Here is a 15,665-nt window from a genome sequence, read left to right as displayed (position 1 = left end):
AGATGAAGCTTCAGTTCAAAGTTCATCCATACCAAACCGAGGCCGTCGATGCCGTCGTCGATGTCTTTTCAGGCCAGCCGAAGCATGACGGTGTCTCCTACCGAATCGACCCCGGCAAGCAGAAGTCAGTCGCGGCTCCTGCGCTGTTCGAGACCAGCACGACCCCTGACGCGGGCTTGCGCAACGCCGAGATCGAACTTAGCCCCGCGCAACTGCTCGACAACATCCACGACGTTCAGCGGTCGCGCAACCTCACTCCCTCGCCCGAACTGACGAAGAGTGCTGCCGCTCCTGTTGGCGCGCCGAATCTGAATATCGAGATGGAAACAGGGACCGGCAAGACTTACGTTTACATCAAGACGATCATGGAGTTGAACAAGCGCTACGGCTGGTCCAAGTTCATAATCGTTGTGCCGTCGGTGGCGATCCGAGAGGGCGTCAAGAAATCATTCGACGTCACCGCTGAGCACTTCCAACGGGCCTACGGCAGCAAGCCCCGATCTTTCATCTACAACTCGTCGCAGCTCCACGAATTGGAGCGATTCAGTTCCGATGCCGGCGTGCAGGTGATGATCATCAATATTCAGGCCTTCAACTCGAGTGGAGCCGACAATCGAAGGATCTACGGCACCCCAAAGAAGGGGCCGGACGGACGTCCCGTCCTGAACGCGAAAGGCGAGCCCGTCCTGGAGGGTCTAGATGACTTTCAGTCGCGCAAGCCGATCGATATCATCGCCGCAAATCGGCCCATCGTGATTATCGACGAACCTCAACGTTTCGGTGTCGAGTACGACGAGAAAACTGGCAAGCCAAAGGCGAAACCTTCGAAGTCGATCGACTCGCTGAGGCGGTTCAACTCACTAGTGGTGCTGAGGTACTCCGCCACTCACAAGGCCCACCACGATTACAACAAAGTTCACCGGCTCGATGCACTCGACGCTTACAACCAGAAGCTCGTGAAGAAGATCGCAGTTCGTGGCATCACGGTGAAGGGCCTCGCTGGATCGACCGCCTATCTCTATCTCGACACGATTGAGATCGCCAAGGGCGCTAAGCCGCGTGCCCGTGTGGAGATCGAGGTGCAAACGAAGGGAGGCCCGATCAAGCGGCAAGTCAAGCGCCTCGACGTTGGGGCAAACCTGCACGACGTCTCAGGGGGCGTCGAGGCATACAAGGGGTTGTTCATCACCGAGATCGACGCGAACCGCGACGAGATCGAACTGAGCAACGGCGACGTCGTCGTCGTTGGCCAGCTTGCGGATCGGGATGTGACTGAGGAGACCAAGCGTCGCATTCAGATCCGCGAGGTCATCCGGGCTCACATTGACAAGGAGCGTGAACTCTTCGCTCAAGGGGTCAAGGTACTCTCTCTTTTCTTCATCGACGAAGTCGCTAAGTATAGGAATTATGACCGCGAGGACACACTCGGCGACTACGCCAGAGTCTTCGAGGAGGAGTATGCAGCGATTGCCGGAGAGGTCCTTACTGAGCTAGAACTCGACGCGCCGACCGCTGCCTATCAGGACTACTTGCGCCGCGACGAGGTCCGCGCGGTGCACCAGGGCTACTTTTCGATCGACAAGAAGACCAAGCAGCAGGTCGATCCCTCGATTGCTGCGCGCGGCGAGGATGCTGGCCTTTCCACGGACGTCGATGCATACGACCTAATCTTGAAGAACAAGGAGCGGCTGCTGTCGTTCACCGAACCCGTCAGGTTCATCTTTTCCCATTCCGCGCTACGCGAGGGTTGGGACAACCCAAACGTGTTTGTCATAGGCATCCTCAAGAAGAGCGACAACACGGCTTCTCGTCGCCAAGAGATCGGTCGGGGACTCCGTCTCGCTGTCGACCAGCACGGCGAGCGGATGGACAACCCCGTCACCGTGCACGACATCAACGAACTCACCGTGGTCACCGACGAGTCGTACACCGACTTCGTGGCCGGTTTGCAGAGGGAAATCGCCGAGACCCTAGCTGCTCGTCCTCGCAAGGCGAGCGTCAAGTTCTTCACACGCAAGACCTTCCAGACGCCATCCGGCAAGTCCCTGGTCGAGGAGCCGCTCGCGCAGGCGCTGTACAAGTACCTCATAAAGAACGACTACCTCAACGAAGACGACACCATCTCGGAAACCTACAAGCAGGCGAAGCAATCCGGCACGCTCGCTGAGACGGCCTCCGAGGTGCTACGACCGGTTATCGACTTCGTCTTGCCGCTCGTTGACGCCTTGTACGTCAAAGTGCCTGAGCTGGTCGACGGTCGAAAGCCGAAGAAAATTCCGCTCAACCAGGCCAACTTCGCCAGGAGGGAATTCCAGGCGCTCTGGGAGCGGATAAACCACAAGGCCGTCTACCAGGTTGAGTTCGATTCGCAAGAGCTCATTCAAAAGTGCATTACCCAGCTGGACAAGCACCTAAACGTGGCCGCGATGCAGTACGTGATACAGGTTGGGCAGCAGCGTGAGTCGCTGGAGGCCGACGACCTCACGACCGGCGCAGGGTTCGCGGTCACAAGCACCAAGACCCATACCGAGACCGTCAGCGTGGGCTCGCAGGTAAAATACGACCTTCTCGGCGAGATCACCGAGAAGTCCCAGCTCACCCGCCGCACAATTGCCGCGATCTTCCGTGGAGTTGCCCCGGGTACGTTCGCAAAGTTCCGGCTCAACCCTGAGCAGTTCATCACCGAGGCTGCCCGGCTGATCAATGAGCAGAAGGCGACCGTCACCGTCGAACACCTGACCTATGACGCGCTGGAGGACAGATTCGACTCGGCAATCTTCACTGACAACCAGACAAAGCAGGACCTCACTCACGCGGGCAAGAAACTGACGAAGCACATTTACGACTACGTCGTCACCGACTCGAAGATCGAGCAGGCGTTCGTCGCCGAGCTGGACACCAGCACGGAGGTCGCGGTGTACGCAAAGCTCCCCCGCGGCTTCTTCATCCCGACCCCGGTGGGCAATTACAACCCCGACTGGGCTATCGCGTTCACCGAAGGAAGCGTGAAGCACGTCTACTTCGTGGCGGAGACCAAGGGATCCCTGTCGACGCTCCAGCTCAAAGGGGTCGAGGACGCCAAGATCGACTGCGCCCGCAAGTTCTTCGCGTCCCTCAACGAAAAAACCAGTAAGGACGTCACCTACGACGTCGTCACCAACTACACCGAGCTGATGCAGCTCGTTGGTCCTGGACCGCAAGGGACTGCGCAACCGGAGTTCGCGATAACAGGCGATGCGAGCTGATCGGAGCCCGACCGGGTGAAGTGCAGCGATGAGGCAGCAGCTTCGTCGATCCATGTCGCGAGCACGGCGAAGTCGTCACTTGAAAGCGAGCACATCACCAACATGACCTCCCTCATATCCTGGCTCGACGCGTCCACCGAGGAAAACTCGAAGATGCGCGAACTCGTGAAGCTCTTCGGCACGCCGGAAACCACCGACGACCTCGGCATGGGGCAGCTGCGCGACGCGATCAGCAACAGCCTGTTCCCAGGCACGTCCGTGCTGCACCTAGGTGCGCGCTATATGTTGCTTGTCCCGTGGGCCTACCAAACTGCCCACCGCAGCACCAGGAACCCGGAAGAGCTCCGGAAACGGTCCGAGGAATCCGAACGACAGCTAATCGGCAGGCTCAAAGCGATCGGCGAGGAAAGCTACATCGGGCGCGACGCCGGCCGGAACGTGATGCAGCTTCCCTCCGCGGCCTACTGGACCGCGCTCCGCACCTACGGCATCGTCGCCCAGGACACCGACCGCTCCGCCGTCGCGCAGCTCATGTGCGCAGACGCCTCCGCGCCTGAGGACGGCGAAAACAGCTACTCAGTCTGGAACCAGACCCTCCCCAAGCCTCCGGCTGGCTTTCCGCAGACAGAGGACCGCGGACTGAAGCTCTCCCATGACGAGGCCCGTTGGCTGCAGGAACGCATCCTGAGCACCTGCCCGGGCACCATGCTGGCACACGTCGCTGGCTCGGAAGTCAGCCCCACCCCGGGACTTTGGGCCCCCTGGCTGGACCCGGCGTGCCGCGGCGCGGAAGGTGACCCCGCCCAGTGGCTTAGGGACGCAGAGGCGTTCTCCTTCATCCACAACGGCGCCACCATCCTCTACCAGCACCTGCTCGCCGAGCTCTCGGCCTCCGTTTTCACTGCCGGCGAGGACACCCAGGAGCCAACGCAGGAACTCCTCGAAGCGTGGGAAGACAAGCGGGACGGCAAGCGCGATCTACTCGCCGGGTGGGATGTGAACGGCTACATCGACCGGGCCAAAGCACTGAACCGCGGCATCAACAGCAACACCGCCGACTTCGCCCGGCAAATGGCCAACGCGGCGATGAGCCCCAGCAAACTGATCGACAACCAGAACTTCCGTGCCGCCGTCGAAACCCGAGAGAAGCTCATGAAGAAGTCCAACTCGCGGTTCCGCAACGAACGCCGGCTCCGCGCCTGGCAGCCGCCGGCCCGGGTGGGAGCCCTGACTTTCCGCTGGACGCAGGTGCGCCGAAACGTCCTGGACATCCATGCAGGACTCGCACTGGAAGGGCAGTCGAATGCTTGAGGCAGCAAACAGGCAGGCACTCACCCAGCAGCTGCGCCCGCCGGCAGGATTCCGGCTCTCCCATGCCGTGGGCACCACCTTCACCCTGGACATGACCAGCGCCCTGTCCGTGCCGCTGAGCTTCGTCGCGGGCTCAGGAGAAGAATTCACCAACCCGGTGGCGGTGCTCAGCGCCCTGCGCAAAGTCTCCGACCGCGTAGACATCTTCTGCCAGGCAGGCCACATCAAGGCGCCCTCGGACGCCTCGGACCTGCTCGCGCTGCTGGAACCGATGGTCCACCAGGTCAGCGTCCTGCGCGGGCTGTTCCACCCGAAAATCTGGCTCCTCGAATTCGAGAACGACACCGAGCGCCGCTACCGCTTCCTGTGCAGCAGCCGCAACCTCACTACCGACGCCAGCTGGGACCTCCTCGTCCGGCTGGATGGCGAACCCGTGCAGGACACCGAGGATTCCGGCCCGGACAGCGGACCTCTGGCCCGCTTCATCGCCGGGCTCCCCGACCTCTGCACAGTAACTCCCGACGCCGGGCGGCTGGCCAGGGTGCGCGGCCTCGCGTCCCGCCTGGCGGACGTCCGCTGGGAGCTGCCGGAGGACATCCATCGGCTGGCGTTCCGGCCGATGGGCATGGGCGAAGACTTCGAACAGGGCTCAATCGTGGCGCACCTCCGCGATCCAGAGAACTTCATCGCTCTCAACAACAAGACCGGGAAGGACGCCTTCCTGGGCTACGACAAGCTGGTCATCTCGCCCTTCCTTGATGACAAACTCCTGGGCCGACTGCAGGACACGTGGACGCGGAACCTCTACGTCTATTCGCGCGACGATCAACTGAACCTTCTCCAACAACAGACGATCACTGATACCCACACTTCATTCAAAGCCTTTGACGAACTCGGCATCCCAGAATCGTCGGAGTCAGGGCAAAGCGATGTAGACGATTCCGGACTCCAGCGCGTTGCCGACGATCTCACCGGCCTGCACGCAAAGGCCTACTTCTGCGACTACGACCACTTCACTTACGCGCTTCTCGGGTCGGCCAACGCCACCGAGGCGGGCTTCACCAGGAACGTGGAGTTCCTACTGGAAATGCGGGGAGCCAAGAAACGCCTGGGGGTGCAGCGCATCCGGGAGAGTCTCAAGGACGTGCCCTTCGCCGACTATCTGGGCACCGGCGGCGCAGCCCGATCGGAAGAAGACGTGGCAGCCTTCCGGCTGGAGAACGCGCTGCGGGACGCCGCCGCGCAGCGGTTCCTCCTCGACGCTGTCCCCGAGGGTGACAACAGAAACACGTTCGCCGTGACCGTCTCGCATGACTGGTCACCGAAGCCAGAGTTCACCGCGACGCTGCGGCTCCTCTCGCTCCCCCAGCCAAGCGCCGTCGTCGAGCCCTCCGGGGGCCAGCACGCACACGTCTTCCACGCCATACCGCTGGCTGACGTGACACCGTATCTGGTGCTGACGCTGGAAGACACGGCTGCCGGGCTATCCAAGAGCACGGTGATCCAGGGCGTCCTGCGCACCGATCCCGCCGGACGGCTGGATGAGATCATCGCCCGCCAGCTCGACGACCCGCAAAAGCTCCGGCAGTTCCTGCTGTTGTTCCTCACCCCGGAAGACGCCCTGCCGGGCTCGGGGACTGGCACGGGATGGTTCGCCGGTTCCGGGTTCGGCGACGGATCCACCGCCGGACTCTTCGAAGCGATGGTGGGCGCCATGGCGGGTCCGGACGCCGGCTCGGTCTTCCCGGATCTGAAGGTCGTCATGGACCGGCTGCTCGCCCTTCGAAGCGATGACCCGGAGATTCAGCAGCTGCACGCGCTCTGGACGGCAGCCACCGAAGCATTGGAAATTGGGGAACTTCATGGGGTTTGACGCAACGCCCGCGCTGGACGGACTGCGGGGCTTTCAGCGCCGCACCGTGGAACACGTCTTCAAGCGCCTCTACCTGGACGACCAGCCGGCGGACCGCTTCCTCGTCGCGGACGAGACCGGGCTGGGCAAGAGCATGGTGGCCCGGGGCGTCATTGCCAAAGCCATCGAGCTGCTCGACCGGCCCGACTCCGGGGTGAACCGCATCGACGTCGTCTACGTCTGCTCCAACGCTGACCTGGCCAAGCAGAACCTCGGCCGTCTGAACGTCACCGGGCAGAAGGACATCATCGAGTCCGGCCGGCTCACACTGCTGCCCACCGAACTGGCCAAGCTCAACGCTCCGGCCGCGCCTGGAACACGGAAGCGGGTCAACTTCATTTCGCTGACTCCGGGCACGTCGTTCAACGTCGGCGGGGCAACGGGCCAGGCCAAGGAACGCGCGGTGCTCTTCCGCATCATCACGCAGCTGGGCGTGATCGGCGAGTTACAGCACGACGACGCCGTCGAGCTCCTGCGCGCGGGCTCGGCCCCGCAGAACTTCGCGCGCCGCGTCCAGTACATGCACGAGCAGTTCCCCGACGGTTTTGCCGTGACTGTGCGGAACCGCTTCCGCACGCTGGCGCACCAAAGCGGCAACCTGCCCGCCTTCCGCAAGGCCCTGCGCGAGGCGGCGCGTGATGGGTCAGAGACAGTCCGGCCGCGCATGAGCGCCATCATCGGCGGGCTCCGGGGAGACCTGGCCCAGGCCGGGCTTGATTGCCTGGAACCCGACCTGATCATCCTGGACGAGTTCCAGCGCTTCCGCGACCTGCTGTATTCCCCCGGCACCGCGCCCGACGACGAGGATTCCGCGGCGGAGCTGGCGAGGCAGTTCCTGAACTACAAGGGCGCCAAACTGATTCTGCTCTCGGCCACGCCGTACAAGGCGCACACGGGAGCGAACGAGGACGACGGCGACGATCACGCCGCAGACTTCCGGCAGCTGCTGCGTTTCCTGAGCAGCGAACGGCCGGGATACATGGAAGGACTTGAGGCAGACCTCGACGGCCGCCGGACCCAGCTGCTGAAGCAGGTCACGGACGATGCTCTGACGCACCGCATCGAGGACGGCCTGAAGCTGTTCATGAGCCGCACGGAGCGGCCGCAGCTCGGCAAAGACGACATGCTGTCCGTGATCGAGATGGCACCGACGGACGTCCGTGCCGGTGACCTCGCCAGCTACAGGTCCCTCTCCGCATTGTTCCGGGCCGCGCGCACCGGCAATCCCATGGAGTACTGGAAATCCGTGCCGATGTTCGCGCACTTCCTCACCGACTACAAGATTGGCAGGATGCTGGACGGCAGGATCCACTGCGATCGCGAAGCCGTGGACCCGGTGCTGCCGGCCCTGGCAACCATCGACCCCGAGGCCTATCGCCGATATGGGGCCGTCGAGACTGACAACGCCAAGTTCCGGGCCGTGCGCGAATACACCACCGGCCAGGGATGGTGGAAGCTGCTGTGGATGCCGCCGTCGCTCCCGTATGTGGAGCCCTCCGGCGCGTTCGCTGAGGTGGGTCCGGACGTCACCAAGCAGCTGGTCTTCTCGGCGTGGAACGCGGCCCCGACGGCGATCACCACGATGCTCTCCTACGAGGCCGAGCGGCAGATCCTCGAGGGGTCGCCGCTGCACGGTGAAAACACGGCCGAGGCTCGCAAGCGTTTCCGTGGCAGGCTCAGGTTCCGTGTCCGCGACGGTGAGCCGCAGGCCATGTCCACGCTGGCGCTGTTCATTCCCCACGCGGCCCTGGCCTTGGCGGGTGACCCGCTGGAAAGCGCCTCATTGCGCGGTTCCTTGGTGCCCGGACACGCGGCGCGGGGTGCTGCGGCAGCGGCCGGAGAGGCCATGGTTGGCGGCGCCGTCGTTGATCCGGCCAGCCGCCTCGGCGCATGGGCTTCCTATTTCTCGGTGCCCGGCGCTCTGCCGGCGGCGTGGAACGACGACGCGAAGCTGGCCGCGCGGGAGCTGCGGGAGCTGGACGAATTCACCCAGCGGCAAGGCAAAGCCTCGGACGGCGGGGACACCGAGCAGGAAGGTGGCTCGGAGGCTGGCCTCTACCTGGCACACGTTGACCGGCTGCTGGACGCCGTGCGCGGTGAGCGGGCGGGCTGGGATGACGGCATTGAAGATCTGGCCGTCAACTCCCCTGCCAACTGCCTCTACCGTGCCCTGAAGCGTGTGGTGCCGGCCGATCTTGACGGCGCCGAGCTGTGGAAGGCCGCAGTGTTCGCGGCAACCGGCCTGCGCACGCTGTTCAACCGGCTGGACGCCACCGAGCTGCTGGACAAGCTCTACCCCGAGGGTGACTACTGGCAGAAGGTCCTGCGCTACTGCGAAGCCGGGAACCTCCAGGCGGTGCTGGACGAGTACGTGTTCCAGCTCCGCAGCCAGCAGGCTCCCGGGGAGGTCACCGCCGAACAGCTATGGGGGCTGGCCGATGACATCCGGCGCTCGTTGTCCCTCAAACCGGCGCAGATGCTCGCAAAGTATCCGGACGGTTCGCATGAAGATCTCCGCATGGGCAGCCGTTTCGCGGTGCGCTACAGCAACGCCAAAACGGACGACGGCGACAGCAACCGCATGCCCGACGTCCGCCGGGCCTTCAACAGCCCGTTCTGGCCCTTCGTGCTTGCGTCTACGTCGGTGGGCCAGGAGGGCATCGACTTCCACTGGTGGGCCCACTCGGTCATCCACTGGAACGTGCCCGGCAACCCCGTTGATTTCGAACAGCGCGAGGGCCGGGTACACCGCTATCTGGGACACGCGGTGCGGAAGAATGTGGCGGAGGCCCATTGCGCCGAGGTGCTGAAGCCCGGGGTGACCGATCCGTGGGAAACGTTGTTTTCCGTTGCTGCAGCGGACGTTGCCGCGCGCGCGGAAGATTCCAGCACCGAGTTCGCTCCTCATTGGATTCATCCGGGGGCGCACAAGATCGAGCGGCGGCTTCTGGACCACCCGTTGAGCCGCGACGTGCCTAAGACGAAACACATGCTTGCGGGGCTGGCAAAGTACCGGCTGACGCTGGGCCAGGCCCGGCAGGATGATCTGCTGGGACTAATCAAGGACGGGACTGAGATCAAGCCGCTAAATTTGCGGCCGTGAGGTGCCGTAGGTTGAGTCCCGGTCATCGTTCCAGCTGCCGCCGTCGTGCTTTTCGGTGGGTCAGGTCTGGTCAAAGTTCCGGGATGCACGCCCCGCTACCCAGTACAGCCAAGCCAGCGCGGTCGCCGTCTGCAAAAGCGGTGATCCCGGTGTTGTCCGCATTCATTAGCTGCTTCGAATCATCGACGTGGTCAAGTCCAACGACATGGCCCAGTTCGTGCATGATCACCGCGCGAACTAGTAGCGGCCCGTCCGGGCGCTGCATGATCTCTTCAAGAGCCGGGGCATCCAGTGCCACCTGTCCAGTAACCAGAGCCAAGGGACGCCCAGAGGCCCCGGCGTGCCCGCTTCCCCCGAACCCGGCAACTTTGCCTTCCAGCTGCGGACTTTCAATAGGAGTGGACCACGAAATCAGGACCGGCGCCCACCGATTGCCGTAGCGGTCAGCCTGGTACGCCTTGCGCTGCTCACTGGGGCCCTCAGAGGTCGGTCCGTCGTTCACGAACCGCAACCCTGTTGCAGCTGAAACTTCTGCCACTGCCTGATGAATCAGCTGTTCCCCGCCGATTGGCGCGTTGTCAGGTCTGACGACGTAGTGGACGGGACGGCAGGGGTCGTAGGCCACGAAGGGTTGGGCGGGATCCGGAGAGGGTTGCAGGACGTATGCGCTGGACGGGGACGTTACGGGTGGATGACCGAGAGGGGAATCCGCCGCCTCGACCCCCGGCGGAGGCATGGCAGCCCCGGGGAGGTACGGCCGGAAAGGCTGCAGAACGAATCGCTCAAACAGGGTAGGGCTGAAATACAGGCCCACGAGGAGAGCAATGCCCAAGACGGCCGGAGTGGACTTCCTTTTCAGGCGACGGGTTCCTGAGCCGCCTTTCAGGCGCCGGCTACCTACCGTTTCCCCGCCCGTTCTCTCGGAGGAGTCTGTGCGCCAGGCAGCAGGCTCCTGCAACTTTCCGAGCGCTTCGTCGATAGCCCACTGCGGGATACGCCCACTCGGCGAACGGCGAACACCGGCCGGCCAGTCGCCACCGGTCTTGCTAATGTGGTTTGAATTCAAACCGTCCCGGCGTCCATTACTCGAATGCAACTTCGTCCCCCTCGATGCCCAAGACCATCCCCTTATGGTGACCCCAGCATAAGGGGATTGAGGCCCCCGTCTTGTCGTTAAGTCACTGGGCCACCGTGGCGGCCGTCGCAAATACATCCGCCGGCATCGGCCGGTTGTGTGTGATCGACTATCTGTAGGCCGTTTCAGCCGAGGAATCCTGCCGAGTTGGTGGCTGGTTTCCTACCAAAAGAGCGCTAAGAATCAGGCCAGGCGGTTCCCGTTCAAATCATGGTTTTTGGGGATTGCGCAGAGATTGAGATCACCCGGTGGCCCGGGGCGGTTCCCAGTGTTGGGAACATGGGCCCGCCACCCCAGATAGGTTCCTTACGGCGCTGCTATTGACAGAGCGATTGCGCCGGAAGGGCTGGAAAGCAGATGACGGTACCCATGTCCGTTCAAGAAAATATCAGAAGGCTCGATTCCCAGGGAGTCCCCGGGCGTGAGATCGCCCGCAGACTGGGTGTCAGCCGTGATTCGGTGGCCAAGTACGCCGAGCAGCAGGACTTCTCCCCGGCACCGCCGGCGACTTCGGCCCGGCCCGGAGGCTCGGTGTTGACCGGGTTCGAGCGCATCATCGAAGCGTGGCTCGCCGAGGACCAGCGCCGGCCACGCAAGCAGCGGCATACTGCCAAACGCATCTTCGACCGGCTCGTTGACGAGCATGGTTTCACTGGCACGTATTCCCCGGTCCAACGCCACGTGAAGAAGTGGACTGCCCGCAACCGGCAGGCCGGGGAGGGATTCACCGAGCTGGTGTGGCCGGCAGGGACGGTGCAGGTCGACTTCGGGCAGGCCGAGGCCATCATCGCCGGGATCCGGCAGGTCCTGCACCTCCTGGTGGTGACCTTCCCGTTCTCGAACATGCGCTTCGTCCAGGCCTACCGCGGCGAAACCGCCGAATGCGTCTGCCACGGACTGCGGACGGTGTTCGAACACATCGGGGCCGCACCGAGGCACCTGGTCTTTGACAATGCCACCGGCATCGGGCGCCGGGTGGGCACCAAGGTCGTGGAGTCCAAGCTGTTTGCCGCGTTCAAGCTGCACTACCGCTCCGAATCCCGCTACTGCAACCCGTATTCGGGACATGAAAAGGGCAACGTGGAAAACGCGGTCGGGTTCCTGCGCCGCAACCTCATGGTCCCCGAGCCCGAGGCCGCCACCTTGGCCGGGCTCAACGAGGTTTTGCTGGCGCGGTGCGATGCGTTGGCTACGACCACGCATTACCGCAAAGGCCTGCCCTTGGGCGAGTTGTTCGCCCAGGACATTGCATCCTGTCTGGCGTTGCCCGGGGTCGGGTTCGACCCGGTGCGCTACGAGTCACGCAAGGCTGATAAGACCGGGAACCTGCTCATTGACGGGAATACCTACGCCGCCGGGTCCTCCTTCCACGGCCGGAACCTCACCGTCGGGTTGCGCCACGACGTGGTGCAGATCCTTGATGAACATGCCGAGCCCGTCAGGTCCTTCCCGCGGGCCTTCGGGCGGCAGACCGAGACGATCTTCGAACCGGCGTCCTTGCTGCCATTGCTGGTGACAAAGCCCGGTGCGTGGGGCCATTCCCCGCTACGAGCCCTGGTCACCGATCCGGTGCGCGACTGGCTGGACAAGGCGACGGCCACCGATCGGCGCCGGCTGCTTAACGCGGTGGATGCTGCGTCCGGGTCCGCTGGCTTCGACGCCGCGATGGCCGCTGCCGACACGCTGATCCGCCGCGGGGACACCCCGGACATGGCGACCCTAGGCATGCTCGCCCGCCGGCTGGCCCACGGCACCGAACCGGCCGCCGCGAACGTGGATTTGAGCGTCTATGACACCTTCACCACCCTTAACACGAGCACCGGAGAAGTCGCATGAACCCGATCACCGTCCAAGACATCCTCGAAGCGGGCAAACATGCCTCACTGACAGGCAGCGTGCTGACCGAATGGGCCGAGAAAGGCACCCCGAAACAACGCGAATACCTCCACGGGGTCCTGCTGGCCGAGCAGGAATCCCGGCAGGAATCACGCCGCCAAAGACTGCTGAAATCTGCCAGGCTGCCAGCCCTGAAAACACTCACCGGATTCGACTACACCAGTGTCAGGTTCCCCGAGGGCTATGGCCGTGAGTCCCTCGAATCCCTGGACTTCATCAACCGGGCCCAGGACCTGGTCCTCTACGGAGACGTAGGCACCGGCAAAACCCACATGGCCACCGCCCTGGTGGCGGCCGCATGCCGGAAGGGCATCCCAGCCAGGTTCTTCACCACCTCCGCCCTGGTCATGATGCTACGCAGGGCCAAAGACGAGGACAGGCTGGACAAAGAACTCGCTTCCCTGGCGAAAAACCAGCTCCTGGCCATTGATGAGCTGGGCTACCTTCCGATCGACACCGAAGGGGCCAGACTCCTGTTCCAGGTCATCGCCGACGGCTACGAAAAGCGCAGCCTGATCATCACCACCAACCTCGAGTTCTCCCGCTGGGGAACCGTATTCGGGGATGACAACATGGCCGCCGCCGTCATCGACCGACTCGTCCACCACGGGCGCCTGCTCCAATTCCGTGGCGAGTCCTACCGAGTCAAAAATGCCCTCATGAAATGAGCAACCCGCTCAAATGGCCTGGAAACGCGCCGACGTGGCCTGATTCTTAGCGCTGAAATGGCCTACTTAAAGTTGACGAAACACACCGGTGCAGCTTCCAGGTGATCGCAATCGGCTTCTCCCCCGTGTGCTGCACATAGTCCACCTGGCCGAGGCACGTATACGGAACGGTCGGCCCCGTCTCATCCTCTGACGTGTCGCGGGTGAAGATCAGGACCCTCGAACCATGCGCGTCCCGGTCGAGGTACCGCCTGCCCGTAGGCTAAGCCCCATGACGACATTAAAGGTTGGCGGGGCAACGATCGGACTTGACGAAGCAAAGGCCTGGGCAAAGAAATATCTGGTCGAAAGGCCAGGAACTTCGGCTTACCCGGCCTACGACGAATATCCAGGTACTCCAGGCGACGCGGTTGGCCGTCAGGACCTCCTGGCTATTGCTCTACTTAACGTATCCAATAACCCGATCCCCGTGTACTACGGGCTTGAAGGGCTTCTGGAGCTCATGAACGAGCGACTAAACAATCCGGCGATCAGCGGCGAACTGGCCCTAGCAAGCTCCGAAACGCTTTACGCGATTGTGCACCTGTTCGGAATCCTCGAAGAGAAACCGACAAAACACGTCCAGCTAACCACGCTGTCGAAGGTCCTGCACCGTAAGCGACCAGAACTCCTCCCGTTGTTCGACGGAAACATTCGTTACTGCTACAGCGAGTGTGACGGCGCCCCAGTCCCTTACGAAAAGACTAGGAGTTACGCGGGCTACCGGCGCGCATGGCTCACCGCCCTCCAAAATGACTTAACGACGCAGTTTCCTCATTGGGAGGAAATCGCTGCGATCGCTCCGGGGCCGAAAATCACCCCTTTACGTGCGCTGGACATTATCGGCTGGGAACTGGGAGACCGAAGAAGGTAACTCTGTCGGCGAAGTATGGGACACTCCTGAGGCTCTACGGTCGGCGCCGGATGGAGGATGTGCCACGCTCCATTCAGCTGTCTCTGCACATGACTCGGCGGCCAGTGCAACTTCCAGAATGAGGAGAAGATTGTGGCAACATTCTTTGGACGATACTCGGAGTCGGAACTCCGAACGGCCAAGTCGAAAGCCCTCGACGAAGCGGTTGACTTGGGTCGGACCGGTTTGAGACGAAAGTACGGCTTTGGCCCCTCAAGTAAGTTCGTCGCAGTCGCTGCCGGGCACCACTTCGACAGCAAAGCTTTGTCGGCTGCCGTGGCGGCGCATCTGATGCCGCCGCTTGAACTCACGTCTGATAACTCGTCAGGCGGGGTAGCGACGACGCGCGTACTTGATGGTTGTGGCGTCCCTTGGATCGATACCGACCACCTGAAAAACAGTGGACATGGCCACGTTGAACCCGACGCCGAGGGCGCGCCCTCTTCGGCTCACGACTCACGGGGCTATTGGTGGGTCAGCCAGGGAGAAAACTACTCCACCGCCATCCAACAAGGCTCGCTTTGGGCGCCACACCTGCGCATAGACGGGAAACCTGGACACGAGGATTGGCAGTCGATACACCGTATGCTGCCGGGGGATGTGGTCTTTCATTACGCCGCTCAGCAGTTCAAGGCCATTTCACTGGTTGTTGCAGCGGGAGTCGAAGCCGATCGTCCGCCGGGGTACACCGGACATTTGCATGGCACGCTGGTACTCGTTGAGCCCTGCATTGTTGATATGGAAGTGCGTCTCGACGTCCTCAAGACGGTCTTTCCTCCGGGTGTGGGCCCCATGAACAGGACCGGGAATCCGGGCAGGGTCTATATAGCCGCAATCCCGCCCGCGGTAGGTGAGCCTTTGGCGCGCTATCTCAGTGCCGGGTCTCTGCCGATGCAGCAGTCTCGAGTACAAGTGGCTGAGTCCAAGGGTGAGCGAGATACCAGCCAGCAATTAGACTTGGCGACCACTGACATAGCCGGGTCAATGTTCCGACGTGCGGAACAACGCTACCTCAGAGAGGCACTGCTCGCCCGCTACGGCAATCAATGCGCTCTCTGTGGGCGGTTTCTCCCCATGAACCTGCTAATCGCCGCCCACATCAAGCTTCGTTCCGAATCGAGCGAAGCAGATCGGCTCAACTTTGATGCGGCGGCCATGCTCGCCTGTTCCTTGGGGTGCGATGCACTGTTCGAACAGGGGTATCTCACTGTGGATGACGGCGGCCTCGTTCGGACTACGCCCACGGATGACCCCGAGTTGCTGCGGGTGCTGGACAAGCTTGGAGGTTTCCACTGTCTGGCATTTTCAGAGGCAACCACGGAGAATTTCGAGTTTCATCGTCAAAGCCATAACGACGGCACCAGATTGTGACGGTTAGCGGCCTACGTCGCACAGCGCGTGCACATCGGTGGTCAAACCAACTTTCCGAACCCTTCTAGGGGC

At 62.6% G+C, this 15,665-nt stretch carries 9 protein-coding genes; 8 read left to right on the top strand and 1 reads right to left on the bottom strand.

The window, feature by feature from the left end:
• Positions 1-2: 2 nt before the first annotated feature.
• The 4 genes from ACQCSV_RS05720 (at position 3) to ACQCSV_RS05705 (ending at position 9,571) form a co-directional block, all read left to right on the top strand.
• On the top strand, positions 3-3,245 hold the full coding sequence (locus ACQCSV_RS05720) for a type III restriction-modification system endonuclease (protein WP_426939293.1): 3,243 nt from the start codon (positions 3-5) through the stop codon (positions 3,243-3,245).
• Positions 3,246-3,347: 102 nt separating this feature from the next.
• A complete protein-coding gene (locus ACQCSV_RS05715; RefSeq protein ID WP_426939292.1) occupies positions 3,348-4,556 on the top strand; it encodes a DUF6361 family protein in 1,209 nt (402 codons plus the stop codon).
• The gene (locus ACQCSV_RS05710) at positions 4,549-6,429 is read left to right on the top strand and encodes a phospholipase D family protein (RefSeq protein ID WP_426939291.1); all 1,881 of its coding nucleotides are present in this window, start codon (positions 4,549-4,551) and stop codon (positions 6,427-6,429) included. The genes ACQCSV_RS05715 and ACQCSV_RS05710 overlap by 8 nt, the downstream gene beginning before the upstream one ends.
• Positions 6,419-9,571: a DEAD/DEAH box helicase gene (locus ACQCSV_RS05705; RefSeq protein WP_426939290.1), complete on the top strand. Its 3,153-nt coding sequence runs from the start codon at positions 6,419-6,421 to the stop codon at positions 9,569-9,571. Before ACQCSV_RS05710 ends, ACQCSV_RS05705 begins: the two co-directional genes overlap by 11 nt.
• A 70-nt stretch (positions 9,572-9,641) precedes the next feature.
• Here ACQCSV_RS05705 and ACQCSV_RS05700 read toward each other — a convergent pair whose 3' ends face one another.
• Positions 9,642-10,073, bottom strand: a complete 432-nt coding sequence (locus ACQCSV_RS05700) for a matrixin family metalloprotease (RefSeq protein ID WP_426939289.1) — start codon at positions 10,071-10,073, stop codon at positions 9,642-9,644.
• A gap of 1,002 nt (positions 10,074-11,075) precedes the next feature.
• On the opposite strand from ACQCSV_RS05700, the gene istA reads away from it, so the two are divergent.
• The 4 genes from istA (at position 11,076) to ACQCSV_RS05680 (ending at position 15,593) form a co-directional block, all read left to right on the top strand.
• Positions 11,076-12,542 carry an IS21 family transposase gene (gene istA, locus ACQCSV_RS05695; protein WP_426939288.1) on the top strand — a complete coding sequence of 489 codons (1,467 nt, stop codon included), beginning with the start codon at positions 11,076-11,078 and terminating at the stop codon, positions 12,540-12,542.
• Positions 12,539-13,270 (top strand): IS21-like element helper ATPase IstB, encoded by a 732-nt coding sequence (gene istB, locus ACQCSV_RS05690; RefSeq protein WP_426939287.1) that lies wholly within the window; start codon positions 12,539-12,541, stop codon positions 13,268-13,270. Before istA ends, istB begins: the two co-directional genes overlap by 4 nt.
• Positions 13,271-13,541: 271 nt before the next feature.
• On the top strand, positions 13,542-14,183 hold the full coding sequence (locus tag ACQCSV_RS05685; RefSeq protein WP_426939286.1) for a DUF6308 family protein: 642 nt from the start codon (positions 13,542-13,544) through the stop codon (positions 14,181-14,183).
• A gap of 132 nt (positions 14,184-14,315) precedes the next feature.
• Positions 14,316-15,593, top strand: a complete 1,278-nt coding sequence (locus tag ACQCSV_RS05680; protein ID WP_426939285.1) for a hypothetical protein — start codon at positions 14,316-14,318, stop codon at positions 15,591-15,593.
• Positions 15,594-15,665: the final 72 nt, after the last annotated feature.

It is taken from the genome of Pseudarthrobacter sp. S3 (assembly GCF_050156905.1).
In the GTDB taxonomy this organism is placed as follows: Bacteria; Actinomycetota; Actinomycetes; order Actinomycetales; family Micrococcaceae; genus Arthrobacter.
Note: the sequence above shows the minus strand (reverse complement) of the source record. Positions and strands in the feature narration are given on the sequence as shown.